The sequence below is a fragment of the Nitrincola nitratireducens genome (assembly GCF_000585235.1).
Taxonomy (GTDB): domain Bacteria; phylum Pseudomonadota; class Gammaproteobacteria; order Pseudomonadales; family Balneatricaceae; genus Nitrincola; species Nitrincola alkalisediminis.
Window position 1 is genome coordinate 1 of sequence record NZ_AONB01000031.1, and the last position, 14,727, is coordinate 14,727.

Genomic DNA, 14,727 nt, shown 5'->3' on the forward strand with positions numbered 1-14,727 from the left:
TGAACATATTGGCAACCGCCTCGGCCAGTGGCCCGAGCTGCTGCGCATGTTCCTGGTCGAGATATTCCAAAGCGGCCAAAGCAGACGCTGCTTGATGCACTGCTTGGCTGGTTTCGATAAACTGTTGCATTGCCATGATTCACCTCTCTAGCAGGTGGGTTAAGGAAGTACCGGCCGGCCCGCAATGCCGGCCGGTGCGCTTTTATCGGCCGGAACTGAGAAAGCCAGCGGCCTCAGCGAATGGCGTTCTGCCTGTACTCATCCCAACGGTTTTATCCATCACTCGGGCTTCTTCTCGTTCAGTTTGAACCCCAAGGGAAGGACTAGGCCGAGCCACAAACGCAGCCACCTCTGCGGCTTCATCCAGCTCCGTTGATTGATCGCCAACTGGCTCAAAATCTGCCGTAATTTCGTGGACATCTATCACGTCTAGGGCATCAAAAATACTGCGCATCATCACACCTCCTTCTTGTTATTGCTGTCATTGGTACCGCCCAGGCTGTTACCACCAAACGATGGCATTTCGCTTGAACGGTCTTGGCCTTTTTTCACTGCATTCATAAGCGCCTCTGTCCCGTTGCTTGCCATTTCAAAGCCCTTCTTCCCGGCTGAATAAGTGCTACTCAAGATTCCGGCAGCGGTCATTCCAGCACCAACGGCAGCACCGACACCGAAGTTACCAACTCCCATTGAACCCACGCCGCCACCAGACACCAGGCCAGCGAGCATCGACGGAACCTTATTGACCAGGAACAGCAAAATCACCGAAACAACGAACATGACTGCCAACTCTTGAGAAGCCATGTTCCCGCTGATTTGTGAGTAGTAGTGAGTTAGGAACTGCTTTCCAATCGCAACAATCAGAACCATTGCCATGAGTTGGGCAGCTATGCCCAAAATTGCACGGTAGTAGTTCAATGCGATATCCGAAGTCCAGCGCGAACCGCCGAATCCAAGGAAGAAAACACCGGCATAGAGCATGATCCAAGACAGCGCCAACAGGATCAGCAAGTTGACCGAAATCAGCGCCATGACGAACAGCACGGCCAAAGCCATTAACTCCATTACCAGGCGGTTGCCATCTGCCTCCATCCAAGTTCTGAGGTTGCCTCAAGAGTTCTGTCGAATAACTCAAAGCCAAGGTCTAGGATGCTGGATGGGCCTAGCCTGCTATCACCCAGACCACCGGCCTGCGCTCCCAGCGTTTGCAGTGACTGGACGATTGTGCCAGCAATGTTCATCCCCTGATTGGCATTGGTCAGTAGCCACCAGAAGAAGCCCGTAAAGACGGTGAAACGGACAAGTTCCGCGAAAAACTCACCAATGTCAGCTTTGCGCAGGGCCATCATCCCGAACGTCCATACCATCGAGATAACAACCAGCGTCCAGAACAACCGACTGGCGGCTGACTGTATGACTGGCCCCCAGGAAGCAGCAGCATCATTGAACCGCCTCAACACATCATTCATGACACCGCTACTACTAAGTTCCTGCGCCATAGCAGGCTCAGAAAGCACCGCAAACGCAGCAACTGTCAAACCACCAAGGATAAATTTGTTCATACCAAAAACCCCTTAAAAGTCATCGGCGGGGCTGGGCTTGAACTCCCAGTCACGCATGCTTTTAGCCTTATTGAAGGACTTACAAGCATCAGCGAAAGCAATCCGATTTGCCTCATCACGAAGTTCACTCATGAACTTTTGAAAAGCATCCGGGGCGCATGTACTTGCGCTGGGTTCTGGCATGGTTTCCTTGCCGCACCCAGAAAGAAGAACCGCTATTACGGTCAAAGCGGCGAGTGAAAGTCTGCTCATGAGCACTCCTTAAAACTGATCTTCTGGGCTTGCACGAAAATTCCATGTGCGCATTTGCTTCGCTCTGGCGTCCCCTCTGGCATCAGCATCCAATTCGGCTGCAAGTCGTGCCGCCTCGGCCGTTTGCTGTGCAACCAGAAGTGAACGAATCTGCAAGAGCTGATTGGCTTGCTGGCTGGCGAGCTGGTTGGCATAGCCGAGGGCCTGCATTTGGCCTTCCGCCCCTTGGGCGCGAGACTGGAGGCGTTCCAGCGTCCGCGCATCGTCTTGCAAGGCTTCCTGTTGGTGCTTCAACGTATGGAAAAGAGCGTCATTGGCCCGCTTCTGGCTTTCGCTCGCCAGGCGGCGGTTTTCTTCCATTGCGGCCTTCTCTGCCGGGGTGCAGCCACCGGAGCCGTTAAAGCATGGCGAGCTGCGGTAATAGGCCACGTCCTGGAACTTGCCCAGGTAGGCGTCAATGCTGCCGAGTTGATTGCGGTAGTAGTCCAGCGTATCCATTGCAGCCCGTAGATCGTTCATCGTGCGGGTAGCCTGATCCCAGATATATGCGGCCGGGGCCATCGTGTTCTGGAGCTGGTTTTCATACTGCTGGAGCTGGGTTTGATACTGCTGAATTTGCTTGAGCGTCTGCGCCACGTTCTCGATGGCAGACATGACGTTTTGCGTCAGATTGCTACCGTCGATGACCGGGATGCCAGCCTGAACAGGCAAGGAAGCCCCCCCAAGAGAAAGGGCGAGCACGAGCGCGGTTTTAGCCGCTAAAAAGCGAGTTGGCCTCATAGTCGAATACCTCTGTTGTGATGAGCGGCAAAGCTGCGCCTACCTGTCACCACGTTGGTAACTGGAAGCGTTGGGCCATCACAGAGACAGTGCGCCACATGACTGTCCCGGTACCCGACCAGAGCGACACCGTTAGAACGCCCGGCCTTTCGTTGTTGAACGGCGGTGTAAGGCTGCTATATATAGGCTATATACAATCTAGCAGCTAAATAATTTTAGCCGAAGTCCATAGCGTAATCAAGCATCATCGGCCACGCCCTTTCCCTTGGCGTCTTGCTTCTTGGCCTCCATCTCGGCCCTCAGTTTGGCCTTGCGCTGCTCCTGTTCGCTCACGCCTGCCGGTTTCTGTGTCGGAGCCGGTGCGGGCTTCTGCACGGCCTCGCCCTCGATGCGCAGCCCTTCCACCTGGGACAGATTGCGCAGCCCGTTACGGCGGTGGGGTGGCGGCTCCTGGCCGACCGGGGGAACACCAGGACGGCGGGCTTTTTCAATCAAGGCTTGCCGTCGCTTCTCCAGCCCTGGATCGGCAAAGGTGATAGGCATCTTGGAATCGACAGCGGCCCGGATCACCGCCGCCTTGAACTCGGGCGAACCATTGACCGTGAGGCATTCGCCATACCGTTCCATTGCCATGCGCAAAGCCACTTGCACCCCGTCACCTCCAGCCCCGCACGACACTTGCAGGCGGTTGCCATCGTCCCGCACGGCTGTCTTTCCGGCCCGATAGATGATCGTGCCCTTCTTGGTGATGTTGTCGATCACGGGCGCATGGCCCGGCTTGGCCTTGCCCTGGCCGGTGAGGGTGTCGCCCTTCAAACCCTGGGCAGCCTCTCGGGCGCGTAGCGCATCGAGCGCCTGGCTATCCCCATTCATGGCCTCTTGCTTGAGCCAGTCGGCCCACTGCCGCCGCTGGAACCCTTGATAGAGCTTCGTGCGCTCCTGGTCGTACTGCTTGCGGATCGCCTCCAGGTCGTTCCGTAGCCCGGCGCTGGTCTGCGAGTACAGCAGCCGCTTGGTCACGCCACCGGTCGCCAGCTTGATCGCCGCTCGCTTGGTTGCCGCCTTCCTCTTGGCGTCCTCAACCGCTCTATCCTTGCGCCGCTTCGCTTCGGCCAGCGCCTCGGCCCTGGCAACGGATAGCCCTTTCTGCTCGCTCTGATACCGGGCATAAAGCTCGGTCGTATCAACCCGCATCCGTACCGGCTTCTTCTGATAGCTGCGCTGGGCCTGTTGGGCCTGCCGCTTTGCCGTCGCCTCAAAGGTGCCTAACCGCTTCTCCAGCGCGGGCTTGGACAGGTCGCGGGCCAAAGTGCTTGCCTTGATCGTGGTGCCGTCGCCAGCCTCGATGACCAGGCCATTGCCTCGGGCGCGCAGCTCCAGCCCGTTGCTTTGCATGACCTGGTGCAGCTCTGCCCAGCTCGCCGCGCTTCGGATTTCCTCCAGGCATTCGCGCTTGATCCAGCCAACCAGGCTTTCAACCCCGGCGTGCTGTTCCATGTCGGCCGCTCTCGCGGCTGCGCCTCGTTGCCGTGGCTGGTGGTTGTCCCGCTCCAGGTTGTAATCCCGTTCCAGGACTTCGCACAGGTCGGCAAGTGTCCGATGCGGATAGTAGGGTTCGTGAATGGTGTGGCGGGTCGGGTGAATTTTGTTGATGGCGATATGAATGTGCAGGTTGTCGGTGTCGTTGTGCACGGCACTGACGCGCTGGTGTTCGCCGTAGCCCAGCCCGTTGCAAATTCGCTCTTCAATCGCCTTGAGGGTGTCGGTGTCCGGTTGTTCGCCAGCCCGGAAGCTGACGATCAGGTGATAGGTCTTGTCGCTCGCGGCTCGGGTGTTCAGCAATTGAGTTGCCAGCACCTCGGTGATGGCGTCACGCACGGAACCGGCTTCGCAGTTCGTAACCTGAACATGCCCTAGCCGATGATCCTTGCTCTGTGCGTCACTGATGTAACGCACCAACCCGGCAAAGTCAGACTTGCCCAGCGAGCGCATAGGAACATGCTTGGCAATCATGCTTGCCCGCCTCGCGGCCGCACCACGCTTTCCATGATGCCGCTCATCTTGTCCTGGGTCGCCTCGATCCGGGCCAGCAAAGCCAGCACCGTATCAGCCCCAAATTGGGCAGTCTTTGCGTCGTCGGTCAACCAGAGTTTCAGCAGGCCACCCAGCCGCCCAAGGTCGCCGTTGACGCGCACCAGCTCGCGCACGTTCTCAAAGTCGGTCACGCCCTGGACGCGATAGCCCTGCCCCACGGCCAACAGATAGGCCGACGTGCTCAGGCCAGCCGCTTTGGCATTGGCCTCGATGGCGGCCCGCTCTTCTGGCAAGCAATAGACCTTGATCGGCGTGCTGCCCTTCCTCGTTACTTTTGTCTCGTTCGCCTCCACTCCTGGCGTCCTCCTTCTCTTGTCCGGCGGCTGCCGGTTGGCCCCGCAGCAGGATGTCCGTTGAGCACCGTCAGGTGCGAATAAGGCTCAGTGAAGAGGAACACCATGCTTGCATGGTGGGCCTACTTCACACATCCTGCCCGCTGTTCAGCCTTAAATACCATGCAAGAAGTTTAAACCAGTGTTCCCGATTTTTCCGCTATTAATGCGCAAAAAGATGCAATTCCTGCTTGAATTGTCGATAATTGCAGGATATAGGGCACTAGCAGTACGCTAGTAGCGACAAAATAGCGAAGAAATTAAAACTTGTTGCGAGGTAGCCATGACAACCGACTACATGCAGGAACTAGCCGAATGGGCAAGCCAGAAGAAGGCAAAACAGCCACGACAGGACAAGCATGTGGTGGCGTTCCTGGCTGTACGCGATGACGTGAAGGCGGCTCTCGATGGGGGCTATGCGATGAAAACCATCTGGGAGCACATGCGCGAAACCGGCCGGATTTCATCCCGCTATGAAACCTTCACGCTGCACGTTAAGCGGTTCATCACGGACGTGAAGCCGGTAGCCAAGCCGATACCGGCCACCCCGAAACCGGCACCCGCTTCCGCCGGTAGCAGCAAGCCAGCCGCCACCAAAAAGGCTGAACCGTCGCCGGTAGTGGAAGCACCCGAATCCGTACCAGGCGAACCCAAGAAAGTGACCAGCAGCAGCTTGCCAACTTTCAACTTCAACCCGGTAGCTCGGAAAGACGATCTGATCTGATCGCCCTATGGGCGAGATTGAACGCCAAGGGGAAGGTTTAGCCGCTAAAGCCCCCCCAGCCCCTCAAGTATCAAACTGCCCCGGTTTGTGAGAGAGGTTCCGAATTTTCCGGCTCTTTCTCTTACGCATAATCAGACCCCCCTCCGGCACGGTATTGATATTTGAGGGGCGGTCTTACTCCCCGCCTTTCTTCCTGGTGCCCGCTGGTTTGCTTTCGGCCGGGTTGATCCGGGCCAGCAACGCGGCGGCCTGCTCCTGGTGCGCCTGGAGCTGACCGGCCAGCCGGGCGGCTTCCTCGCGGGCCTTGCCTGCCTCTTGCCGTGCTTGGTCGCGCTCGGCCTGAGCGGCAGTCATTCGCTCGGCCATCCGATGAGCCTCGGCGGCAGCTTCTTTGCGCTGTTCCTGGGCGGCCTGCTCCTGGTCAGTCAGTCGGATGCGCAGCTCGGCGGCCTGGGCCTCGGTGGATTCGCTCCGCGCTTCTGCCTTCGCCAGTTGTGCTCGCACCTGGTCGAGCTGGTCGGCGGTTGCCTTGGCGGCCTGCTGCTGCTCGGCCAGCGTCTGGCGTGCCTGGTCGGCGTCCTGGTGTGCCCTGTCCAGCTCGGTGCGCAGCTCGGCGGCCCGGCGCTCGATCTCCTGTGTGCGAGCGTCGGCGGTGTGGGCCTGTTCCTGAGCGGCGGCCAGTTGATCGCGCAACTCTTCGGCATCACTTCTGGCCGCGCTCTCAGCTTCTTCAACAGCCACAAGGCGAGCTTTCAGACCTTCAACCTCATCAGCCAATCGGTCAGCCAGCTCGGTTGCCTCAGCTCGATCCGCTTCCAGCTCGGTACGCGCTTTTTCCAGAGCCTCGCGCTCAGTTGCCAGCCTGGCGTTCGCCAGCTCCAAAGCAACCGCCCAGATTTCGGTTCCTACCTCGGCCAAACGATCAGTAACAGCCTGCGGCGCTGCCTCGCGTAACGGGGTCGAAGCGCTGGCCTGTTTGGCCTTCCATTCGTTGAGTGCGGGGGAAATGGTCGTAAAGCTGCCCCCGGTGATCTGGCGGACGGCTCCAAGGTCGGGCGCTGGCCTTCGGCTGCCAGTTGATCGGCTGCGGCCCAAATCTGTTCTTTGCTGACTGCCATCTGATTTGCTCCTTTGTATGTTGTAGTATGTTGTATGATACTACTACATACTACATTTTACAAGGCTACAGATAGATTTACAGCGGGATATTCCTGGAATTGCCATCGGTCAATAGCTTCCAGTTGCGAGATGATGCCCTATGGCTTGGATTCGCCCTGAAACGGCCGTCACGGGCTTTAGGTGTCGGGGTAGGCTTACCCCTTGCTCGACCTGCGTTCGCCTTGCACAAACGCAATCTGGCGGTCTTTTCTCTTGGAAGGCAGGATCAACCGGCCTTCCCTTGGCGTTCAACCTTAAACATTGAGGCTTGCATTCATCCACCGATGCAAGCGCATCAGTTGAGGCCCGCGCCGGTCGCCCCTGCGAGCGACAAACGGCAACAAAAGCTCCTGAACCCTAGCCGCACCAGGAATGCTCTCAGCTAAGTCGTCTTGAGGTTGGAGCATGATGCAATCTATATGAACGCTGACCTCCGCAAGAAAATGCCTGTCGTTGTGACGAGCGCGATAACTGGGGAATACGGAAATACTGCGGCCGAGGTCACGTTCTGCAAACAAAGGAAAGTTATGGTCTAGGCACTCTGCCACATTCACCGGAAGCGATACATACATAGACGCCATTCGCTGACGGCTACTCAGTTCGTCATAAACAAGAATGCCGTGCAGCCGACCAATGTCCTCCACCCTCAGAAGGAAGTTTTCAAGTCGTTCAACCTGGGAGCTGTTCCACTCTGCATTTTTGGCATGACGCTCTGCTTGGCGCTGCTCCCATGCGTGCCGCTTCGCTGCTTGCTCATCTGCTTTGGCCTGCCTTCGTGCCTCGATCTCAGCCAGAACGGGCCGAGTCCTTGTTAAAGGGAAAGTGACAGGTTCAGCCTCACCAATCCTTAGACGCTCGCGTTGTTCGACCAGGAAGGCGAGCACATCGCTCCACACAGCAATATCGAACCACTCTGTATATCCATCGCCGATAGGCATTTTCCGCGAATGGGCGGCAAACAAGTAGTGCAGGACCGATTCAACCTTATAAGCATGCCCCCCACACATAGGCACTTGCAGACTTCGATCCCAATCTAGTTCCTGGGGAAGTTGCCCGCCTCTTCGAGCAGGTTCAAGACTGACGCCTATCTTGAAGGCATCCCCAAGTTTGTTCCGTAGCAGATAGAGATAACCCATTATCAAAACCCAAAACCGAATAGCCGCCATCTAGCAGCTAGTTATATTTAGCGGCTAAAATCTCCCAAGGTTTTCACCGCCGTAACGAAATCAACGCGCAACAGGTGCATGACCAGATCAATCGCACCGCCACCACCCTGACCTGCCCGTGTGTCATACCACTTCTGGCCCGTAACAAGCAGCTCCACAGAGCCACCACCAGGCAGGGAAACATTCAGGCGGACAGTGGCTTTATCCTTCACCGGCACAAAGTCAGGATCACGCTTCCAATACAGCGCCAACCGATCCAGAGCCTCATTCACGGACAAGGCGCGCACCGACTCCAACAACTCAGGCGAGAAAGAACGACGAGCACGACTCATGCCCACACCCTCCGCGCCTTAACGGCGCTGCGCGTCCCGTGGATAACTCGCAAGCGAGTTACCCACCGTCCTTGCGGGCTACTCGCATTTTTATAAATGCTCGGGCTACTCAAAGACAGGCGCTTCGCGCCGGGCGTAGGCTTCGCCATTAGTAATACGCAGGGACTTGTCTCACACATCGGAATCACCCGCTGCGGCCTGTAATACGCAGGGACTTGTCTCACCCGCTGGCGTTGGCTTACCTGCTCGATACCAGCTTGCTCGACTCATGCCCAAGGCTTCCCAAGGCTTCTGACGGCTCGCAGAATTTGCCTCATAGGTCGCACGATCGACAGCCCCAGAAGCACGCCTACGGGCCTCCTCGCGCTTCCTGTGGCGCTCTGCGGCCATGTCCCGGCTGATGAGTGTGCGCAGCGTGCGCTGCTCATCGTCGGTGATCTGGAATAGGTTGATGAGGGTGTCGTTCCTGGGCGTGTAGAGCGGGGCAAACTGCTTACCGCCGAACTCCACCTTCTCGCCAGCTTCGTACTGCTTGGCCTTCGCGTAGAGCGTCATCAGCTCCTTGCTGCGGTAGTTCCAGGATGAATCCAGCTCGCGGGCCAGTGCTGCCGCTTCGTGGTACATCTGGGCGCTATTCGTAGCCCCGGACAGAAGCAGGAAGTTCAAACGCCAAAAGAGGTGCTGCATTCGCTCACCTTCCTTGACGCCGCCACGCAGCTCGACCAGCCGCCGCAAATCCTCCAGACGATCCCAAGCCAGTTGCCGACCTGAGAACCCGCGCAAGTTGCTGATTCGGCCACCAGGTACAAGCTGGAGCTGTCGCCGCTCGATTCTCTCCTGGCGTTGCTTCTCAATATCCCAACGGGCCACCGGCAACAGCATTTCCGCCAGATACTCAAACGAGTACCGCACCGGCTGGCCATCAGGCCCGTTTTCGACATGCACAACGCGACAAACCTCGCCGCTCTTGCTGTTCACTGTATTGACCAGGCGCAGCACTCGGCTGGCATCCTTGGCGGCTGGATCAGCGCCAAGCCCAGCCAAACGATCCACCAGGTAACGCTGGCAGGCGTTCCATCGAGGCAATGCCTGGCGGGGCAACGTTCCATCCAGAAGCCACTTGGCCTGAATGCCACGGCCACTGAACACCAGGATGGAAGGGGTTGGAATCCCCTCATCATGGCAGCGGAACAGAACAGCGTCAGCGATCTGCTCAGGGGTGCGGCCGCGTGCCCACGGCTCGCGGTAGGTGTCCAGGTCAGCGAACAGCAGCCCGATCCGGGCCAGATTGACGACACGGCGGTTCGGCTTGAAGAACTCAGCCTGTGACAACCAGGTGTCGCGGGTGGTATCGACCATGCCCAGAATCTTGGGCATGTCCGTCAGTCGGTAAGAGTCCTGCTTCTTGTCCTTGCCTACGGCCACCAGGAGCGAGAAGAAGCCCGTCCTGGCGCAATCGTGGTAGGTCGCGGCCTCTTCGGCCGGGTCAAACAAAGCTAGTTGTGCATATGCAGCCATAAATCCCCGCCGCGCTCCTGCGCGGAACTTGTCAAAGCGGGGCTAAGGCCGTAGAATGAGTTTAGCTAAACAGTCGTCTATTCTACGGCTGGCGTGCTTGACCGTCCGCCAAAACGATCAAGCCCGTAACACCCGCAAAGCCCCGTCGCCAAAACGGGGCTTTTGCATTTCTGTCATGGCTCGATGCTGATGCCACTCAGCAGCTCGCCGCCCTTCTTGGTCAGTGTCTTAGGCTTCCAGCCCTTCACATCCGCCTCAAGCTGGTAGATGCCATGCTGGATCAGCAACGATACAGCACCATCCAGCGAGCGGAAGTAACGGGGGCCGCCCCGATACTGTCCCAATATTCGATCTTCTCCAGCGATTCGCAGCACGAGCACCAGGCCCTTGTCTGCTACGCGGATCGTCGCACTTTCCACGCCGCCGACCAAAAGCACTTCTTTGAAGGCTGTTGGATTTATAACGGCTTTTGATTCAAATGCAATCATGCCTCACCTTTACCGCGCTGTCCATCAATAATGAAAAATGATGGTATCGCTTTTAAATTAGGTTAGCCGCTAGTTAGCGACAATCTTTTAACTAGCTTCCAGATTGTTCTTCATAGCAATCTAGCGCCCGCTCCAGTATCTCGACCAGGAGCACACCCTCACGCATTGCCAGCGCCCGAATCCGGGCATCCCAGTCAGGTGTCACACGGGTTGCAAACTGAACTGTCCGGTTGGTGCGTCGAACGCTACGGCCATCAATCCGGCCATCGAGCTTCCTTTTCGGCTTGTCTGCATAAGCATCCACTACCGGATCAGGTGCGGCCTCTGGTGCGGCCGGTGCCACCTCGGGCGCTTCTAGGTTCGGGCTGGCCTCTTCCAGTGTCGGCGGCTCGCCCAGCGTTGAGCGTCGTTGTTTCAGGCTCTTGAGTTTCGATACGTCAGCCATGTGTGGTAATCCTGTCGATCAGCGATTGAATCAAGGTGTCAGCCCTTTCATTGAGCTGGGTATAGTGGGTTTCGGTGATGGCCTTGCCGCCGTTCTGCGCCTGCCGGTATGCCGGTCGGTCGCGTAGGCTTCCATCCAGGACGTTGTAACCGGCCTGCTGCAAATAGACCCGTGCAGAAACTTCCTCGGCAGGGGTGCCAATGCGGTTCAGGGCAAACGCCAAACGCTCATGAGGAACACCCGCTTTCACCAAGGCATGGAACTCGCGCACGGCTGGTATCAAGTCGTCACGCGATGCGCCGGACGGCTGCACAACCAGGTCAGCGGCTCGGGCGATTTCAAGCGTGGCCTGACTCGTGCGAGCAGGCCCGTCGATGATGAGAAGGTCGAAGTTTTCAGCGGCGGCCAGTGCCTGGGCTGCGGTGGCAAAAGCCTCGACCGAAACCACTGGCTCTATTCCCTGGGAAAGCCGCAAACGGTGCCAATCGACAGACGTGCCCTGTTGGGTGTCCAGATCGGCAACCTTGACGCGCAAGCCTCCAGCGGCGGCCTCGCGTGCAAGTGCTCGGGCCAGCGTGGATTTACCAACGCCACCCTTCTGTGAAACAAACGCGACGATTGCCGCCATAAGCTGCGCTCCTATCTATCAGGCAGATGGCCTAATTATAAGATAGCAGCTAGATAAATAAAAGCTAAAAACTATCGGCTAGATTCTTTCTCATGCCTAGCAATAGCCTCCGCAACGGTCTCGCCTTCGCGTAGCCCGTACAGCTCACGGGCGTTGGTAGTGGAGATAAACGCGGGCAGGTCGTTGGATGGGCCTTCGTCGTCCAGAAAAGTAGGCTCGTCGTCGTGGTGGGTCATTGGGTGGTCTCCTTGTTCAATAAGCGGTACATGGTCGAGCGATGCACACCCAGCAGGGCGGCTACCTCCTTGACGGTGCGGCCCTCCTGCTCGATCAGCTCGCGGGCGTGCTCGATCTGCGCCGGGGTGAGGGTAGGGCGGGGGCCAAACTTGACCCCGCGCCGCTTGGCAGCCTCGCGGCCGCTCCTGGTGCGGTCGATGATTAGGGTTCGCTCGAACTCGGCAATGCCGGCGAACACGGTCAGCACCATGCGGCCGGCTGGGGTCGTGGTATCGGCCCACGGCTCGGCCAGGCTGCGCAGGCCAGCGCCGACCACCTGGATGCGCTCGGCAATGTCCAGCAGGTCGCGGGTACTCCGGGCCAGTCGGTCGAGCCTGGTCACGGTCACAACGTCACCGGGTCGCAGGTGATCGAGCAGGCGGGCCAGCTCCGGGCGGTCGCGCCGGGTGCCGGTGATCTTCTCGGCGTAAATGCGGGTGCAGCCAGCCGCGTGCAGCTCAGCCCGTTGGTGGGTTAAGTCCTGGTCGTCGGTGCTCACTCGGGCATAGCCCAGCAGCAGCCGGCCGGTTATCAGGTCGAGGGTTCCGGGGTCGTCCTGGTGTCTCATGGCGTTGTCTCTGGTTTTAGTCTCTGATAGGTGCATTATGCGACTAAAACAGGCGACAATCCACAGCCCAGAATTGCGCCGCCTTTGAGTTGTCGCTCAAGTCTTAAAACCCGCGACAGTTCAAGACAATTTCAGCGTAAGCCTATGGCGATTGATTGCATTACAATGTTAGTGCATAGTACAGACGGCGTTATTAAGAGGATGCAGGATGGAACAGCAAACAAACTTCACCTGCCGCGTCGATGCTGACCTGAAACAAGCCTTTCTGAGAGCGGCCAAGGCAAACGACCGGCCCGCCTCGGTATTGATTCGGGATTTCATGCGCGAGTATGTCCAGCAGTCAACACAAGGCCGGCAAGCCAGCCTGCCCTTTGACCGAAGGACTACCGACCAGAAGGGGGCGGCATGTTGAGCGATACGGAACGCGAGAACGTAACGAAGGCGGCGCAATGCGCCGCCTTGCTTGTCAGTGATGTGAAGGCCCTAGCGGCGGCAAACAATCCGCTGCTGGCTGAACTAGGCATCGAGGCCCTGAAGGCTGCGACCGACCTGGAACAGCGCCTGAAGCGCCTGGAAGCGATCTCGAACGCGGAATAAGAAAAGCGGCTGACTGACCGGGGGCAACCGGTCGATCAGCCTAACCACAACCAGCCTTTCAAGGAGGCATAGCGATGGCTGCAAACACTTTACATGAGCGAAGAACAAGATCCAGATCTGGACAACCAGACAGAGGGCGACGAGCTGCCCGAAGAGAACGGCGCGGATGATGTTTCACTCCGGCCCGGCCCGAATGCCGACGATCAGGCAGACATTGAGCAATACATCAGCGCAGAAGTGCGGGCGCTTTATGACGTGTACAGCTACCGACACGCGGCGGCCATCTTGGCAACGTCCTTTCCTGATGAGCTGGCCGAGATTGAACGGGCGTTGCTCGATTTCCGGATCACGACTCAGGACATTGGAACGCCAGGGGGCAATGAATCGGACATGCCTAAGAAGTATTCCCGCACGCTGCGGCCTGCTGGCTGGGTCGAAGCCCGTATCCAAGGTGATCTACTGGTGAGAATGCAGGAGTACGACGAGGAAGTTTTGCCGAGCGGGAAAACCCGCAAGACCAAACGGTCAGACTCGACGCCTCGGGTCATCGAGAACTTCATCGACGGCCACAAAATCGACTACGTGAAAGGTCGTGTTGCCTTCGACCTGGAATGGAACTCAAAGGATCAGACCTTTGACCGCGATCTGTACGCGATGCGTGCCTTCCATGAGTGCGGGCTGATTAGCCTGGGCGTCATGGTCACACGCAGCGAGAAGCTAAACCCTGTTTTTGAAGTGGTGCCACAACTAACCAAGACCGGAGAACCTGAGCTATTCAAGTCAGGCAAGAAGGCAGGCCAACCCAAGACGGTAAGGGCCAAATACGGCGCTAGTACCACATGGATGGGCAAACTACTGTACCGGCTCAATGCCGGTCGGCATGGTGGCTGTCCAATCCTGGTGTTCGGCATCACGCCAAAGCTGATAGAGGACTGGAACCAAACATGACAACCAAGAAAGCCGATGCAGCACTATCTGAGGCCGGGCAAGACCTGCTGAAACTGCATGGCGATAAGCAGTTTTCAACAATCCTTGCGGATCCGCCCTGGCAGTTCCAGAACCGGACGGGCAAAGTCGCGCCCGAACATCGCCGCTTGTCCCGTTACGGCACGATGAACCTGGCTGAAATTATGGCGCTGCCTGTAGAGCAACTGGCCGCCGATACCGCGCACCTTTACCTGTGGGTTCCTAATGCCCTGCTGCCGGAAGGTATCAAGGTACTGGAAGCCTGGGGCTTCTCGTACAAAAGCAATATCGTCTGGCACAAAATCCGAAAGGATGGCGGCTCTGACGGTAGAGGCGTTGGCTTCTATTTCCGCAATGTCACGGAGCTGGTTCTATTCGGTGTTCGCGGCAAGAACGCCAGGACGTTGCAGCCAGGCAGAACACAAGTGAACTACCTCGCCACTCGCAAGCGCGAACACTCGCGCAAGCCAGACGAGTTTTATGACATTGTTGAGTCTTGCAGCCCAGGACCTTACCTGGAGCTGTTCGCACGCGGCCCGCGTGAAGGCTGGGCGGTATGGGGCAATCAGTCCGATGAGTATTTCCCGGACTGGCCGACTTACTCTAACCACTCGCAATCAGAGCGCGGCACTGTAGCCAGTGGGGCAGTCAGCCTTGCCGCTGCACCGTATGGGATTGACTGACAGGCCGCCCCAAAAAAAGAAGGCGGCCAACTGGCCGCCCCTTTCTTTCCTGGTGTCCAAACTTGATCAGGATGTCAGCGACTGGCGCACGGCCTCGATGGCCTCCTGGAAGTCATGTTGTGTGGCCTGGCCGGTTTCTGCCTGGTAGAAAACCACCA

20 protein-coding genes and 1 pseudogene are annotated in these 14,727 nt (G+C 57.9%); 5 read left to right on the top strand and 16 right to left on the bottom strand.

Features of this window, described 5'->3' with window-relative positions; all coding sequences use genetic code 11:
- The 7 genes and pseudogenes from D791_RS19835 to traJ form a co-directional block, all read right to left on the bottom strand.
- Positions 1 to 136, bottom strand: a 136-nt coding sequence (locus tag D791_RS19835; protein WP_193365013.1) for a type I toxin-antitoxin system ptaRNA1 family toxin, incomplete at its 3' end; no start/stop codon positions are given.
- 66 nt (positions 137 to 202) lie between these two features.
- Positions 203 to 457, bottom strand: a complete 255-nt coding sequence (locus D791_RS17710) for a hypothetical protein (protein ID WP_036514574.1) — start codon at positions 455 to 457, stop codon at positions 203 to 205.
- A pseudogene (trbL, locus tag D791_RS22115) lies at positions 457 to 1,562 on the bottom strand (P-type conjugative transfer protein TrbL). Before trbL ends, D791_RS17710 begins: the two are co-directional and overlap by 1 nt.
- 12 nt (positions 1,563 to 1,574) lie before the next feature.
- Entirely contained in the window at positions 1,575 to 1,814 is a 240-nt protein-coding gene (gene trbK / locus D791_RS17720) for an entry exclusion lipoprotein TrbK (protein WP_036514576.1), read from the bottom strand.
- Positions 1,815 to 1,823: 9 nt separating this feature from the next.
- The gene (gene trbJ / locus D791_RS17725) at positions 1,824 to 2,594 is read right to left on the bottom strand and encodes a P-type conjugative transfer protein TrbJ (protein WP_036514578.1); all 771 of its coding nucleotides are present in this window, start codon (positions 2,592 to 2,594) and stop codon (positions 1,824 to 1,826) included.
- 237 nt (positions 2,595 to 2,831) lie between these two features.
- Entirely contained in the window at positions 2,832 to 4,607 is a 1,776-nt protein-coding gene (gene traI, locus D791_RS17730) for a TraI/MobA(P) family conjugative relaxase (RefSeq protein ID WP_036514581.1), read from the bottom strand.
- Positions 4,604 to 4,981: a conjugal transfer transcriptional regulator TraJ gene (gene traJ, locus D791_RS17735; RefSeq protein ID WP_036514583.1), complete on the bottom strand. Its 378-nt coding sequence runs from the start codon at positions 4,979 to 4,981 to the stop codon at positions 4,604 to 4,606. Before traJ ends, traI begins: the two co-directional genes overlap by 4 nt.
- A gap of 322 nt (positions 4,982 to 5,303) precedes the next feature.
- Here traJ and D791_RS17740 point away from each other — a divergent pair, with 322 nt between their 5' ends.
- Entirely contained in the window at positions 5,304 to 5,744 is a 441-nt protein-coding gene (locus D791_RS17740; RefSeq protein ID WP_036514586.1) for a TraK family protein, read from the top strand.
- Between the two features lie 174 nt (positions 5,745 to 5,918).
- Here D791_RS17740 and D791_RS17745 read toward each other — a convergent pair whose 3' ends face one another.
- The 8 genes from D791_RS17745 to D791_RS17785 all read right to left on the bottom strand — a co-directional run bounded on the left by D791_RS17745 (position 5,919) and on the right by D791_RS17785 (position 12,323).
- Complete coding sequence (locus tag D791_RS17745) at positions 5,919 to 6,839, bottom strand: DNA-binding protein (RefSeq protein ID WP_237748709.1); 921 nt, start codon at positions 6,837 to 6,839, stop codon at positions 5,919 to 5,921.
- A gap of 317 nt (positions 6,840 to 7,156) precedes the next feature.
- Positions 7,157 to 8,038, bottom strand: coding sequence for a GIY-YIG nuclease family protein (locus tag D791_RS17750; RefSeq protein ID WP_157682424.1), 882 nt, complete (start codon positions 8,036 to 8,038; stop codon positions 7,157 to 7,159).
- A 47-nt stretch (positions 8,039 to 8,085) separates the two neighbouring features.
- Positions 8,086 to 8,400: a hypothetical protein gene (locus D791_RS17755; protein WP_012637485.1), complete on the bottom strand. Its 315-nt coding sequence runs from the start codon at positions 8,398 to 8,400 to the stop codon at positions 8,086 to 8,088.
- 171 nt (positions 8,401 to 8,571) lie between these two features.
- Positions 8,572 to 9,918, bottom strand: coding sequence for a hypothetical protein (locus D791_RS17760; protein WP_036514590.1), 1,347 nt, complete (start codon positions 9,916 to 9,918; stop codon positions 8,572 to 8,574).
- A 173-nt stretch (positions 9,919 to 10,091) separates the two neighbouring features.
- Positions 10,092 to 10,406: a ParC family partition-associated protein gene (parC, locus tag D791_RS17765; RefSeq protein ID WP_036514592.1), complete on the bottom strand. Its 315-nt coding sequence runs from the start codon at positions 10,404 to 10,406 to the stop codon at positions 10,092 to 10,094.
- A 91-nt stretch (positions 10,407 to 10,497) separates the two neighbouring features.
- Positions 10,498 to 10,851, bottom strand: a complete 354-nt coding sequence (locus tag D791_RS17770) for a hypothetical protein (RefSeq protein ID WP_036514594.1) — start codon at positions 10,849 to 10,851, stop codon at positions 10,498 to 10,500.
- Positions 10,844 to 11,479: a ParA family protein gene (locus D791_RS17775; protein WP_036514596.1), complete on the bottom strand. Its 636-nt coding sequence runs from the start codon at positions 11,477 to 11,479 to the stop codon at positions 10,844 to 10,846. Before D791_RS17775 ends, D791_RS17770 begins: the two co-directional genes overlap by 8 nt.
- A gap of 232 nt (positions 11,480 to 11,711) precedes the next feature.
- The gene (locus D791_RS17785) at positions 11,712 to 12,323 is read right to left on the bottom strand and encodes a recombinase family protein (protein ID WP_051514670.1); all 612 of its coding nucleotides are present in this window, start codon (positions 12,321 to 12,323) and stop codon (positions 11,712 to 11,714) included.
- Between the two features lie 208 nt (positions 12,324 to 12,531).
- Between D791_RS17785 and D791_RS17790 the strand changes: the two genes are divergently transcribed.
- The 4 genes from D791_RS17790 (at position 12,532) to D791_RS17805 (ending at position 14,569) form a co-directional block, all read left to right on the top strand.
- A complete protein-coding gene (locus tag D791_RS17790; RefSeq protein ID WP_036514597.1) occupies positions 12,532 to 12,735 on the top strand; it encodes a ribbon-helix-helix domain-containing protein in 204 nt (67 codons plus the stop codon).
- Positions 12,729 to 12,920: a hypothetical protein gene (locus D791_RS17795; protein ID WP_036514598.1), complete on the top strand. Its 192-nt coding sequence runs from the start codon at positions 12,729 to 12,731 to the stop codon at positions 12,918 to 12,920. Before D791_RS17790 ends, D791_RS17795 begins: the two co-directional genes overlap by 7 nt.
- Positions 12,921 to 13,013: 93 nt before the next feature.
- A complete protein-coding gene (locus tag D791_RS17800; RefSeq protein WP_036514600.1) occupies positions 13,014 to 13,868 on the top strand; it encodes a BglII/BstYI family type II restriction endonuclease in 855 nt (284 codons plus the stop codon).
- A complete protein-coding gene (locus tag D791_RS17805; RefSeq protein ID WP_051514669.1) occupies positions 13,865 to 14,569 on the top strand; it encodes an MT-A70 family methyltransferase in 705 nt (234 codons plus the stop codon). The genes D791_RS17800 and D791_RS17805 overlap by 4 nt, the downstream gene beginning before the upstream one ends.
- A gap of 66 nt (positions 14,570 to 14,635) precedes the next feature.
- Here the strand turns inward: D791_RS17805 and D791_RS21600 are convergent, their stop codons facing one another.
- A complete protein-coding gene (locus tag D791_RS21600; protein ID WP_272944871.1) occupies positions 14,636 to 14,725 on the bottom strand; it encodes a type I toxin-antitoxin system ptaRNA1 family toxin in 90 nt (29 codons plus the stop codon).
- Positions 14,726 to 14,727: the final 2 nt, after the last annotated feature.

Excerpts from the sequence above, each read along its gene's own strand:
- D791_RS17710 (WP_036514574.1), bottom strand. The coding sequence starts at position 457 with ATGATGCGCAGTATTTTTGATGCCCTAGACGTGATAGATGTCCACGAA.
- trbK (WP_036514576.1), bottom strand. The coding sequence starts at position 1,814 with ATGAGCAGACTTTCACTCGCCGCTTTGACCGTAATAGCGGTTCTTCTT.
- trbJ (WP_036514578.1), bottom strand. The coding sequence starts at position 2,594 with ATGAGGCCAACTCGCTTTTTAGCGGCTAAAACCGCGCTCGTGCTCGCC.
- traI (WP_036514581.1), bottom strand. The coding sequence starts at position 4,607 with ATGATTGCCAAGCATGTTCCTATGCGCTCGCTGGGCAAGTCTGACTTT.
- D791_RS17740 (WP_036514586.1), top strand. The coding sequence starts at position 5,304 with ATGACAACCGACTACATGCAGGAACTAGCCGAATGGGCAAGCCAGAAG.
- D791_RS17750 (WP_157682424.1), bottom strand. The coding sequence starts at position 8,038 with ATGGGTTATCTCTATCTGCTACGGAACAAACTTGGGGATGCCTTCAAG.
- D791_RS17755 (WP_012637485.1), bottom strand. The coding sequence starts at position 8,400 with ATGAGTCGTGCTCGTCGTTCTTTCTCGCCTGAGTTGTTGGAGTCGGTG.
- D791_RS17760 (WP_036514590.1), bottom strand. The coding sequence starts at position 9,918 with ATGGCTGCATATGCACAACTAGCTTTGTTTGACCCGGCCGAAGAGGCC.
- parC (WP_036514592.1), bottom strand. The coding sequence starts at position 10,406 with ATGATTGCATTTGAATCAAAAGCCGTTATAAATCCAACAGCCTTCAAA.
- D791_RS17770 (WP_036514594.1), bottom strand. The coding sequence starts at position 10,851 with ATGGCTGACGTATCGAAACTCAAGAGCCTGAAACAACGACGCTCAACG.
- D791_RS17775 (WP_036514596.1), bottom strand. The coding sequence starts at position 11,479 with ATGGCGGCAATCGTCGCGTTTGTTTCACAGAAGGGTGGCGTTGGTAAA.
- D791_RS17785 (WP_051514670.1), bottom strand. The coding sequence starts at position 12,323 with ATGAGACACCAGGACGACCCCGGAACCCTCGACCTGATAACCGGCCGG.
- D791_RS17790 (WP_036514597.1), top strand. The coding sequence starts at position 12,532 with ATGGAACAGCAAACAAACTTCACCTGCCGCGTCGATGCTGACCTGAAA.
- D791_RS17795 (WP_036514598.1), top strand. The coding sequence starts at position 12,729 with ATGTTGAGCGATACGGAACGCGAGAACGTAACGAAGGCGGCGCAATGC.
- D791_RS17800 (WP_036514600.1), top strand. The coding sequence starts at position 13,014 with ATGAGCGAAGAACAAGATCCAGATCTGGACAACCAGACAGAGGGCGAC.
- D791_RS17805 (WP_051514669.1), top strand. The coding sequence starts at position 13,865 with ATGACAACCAAGAAAGCCGATGCAGCACTATCTGAGGCCGGGCAAGAC.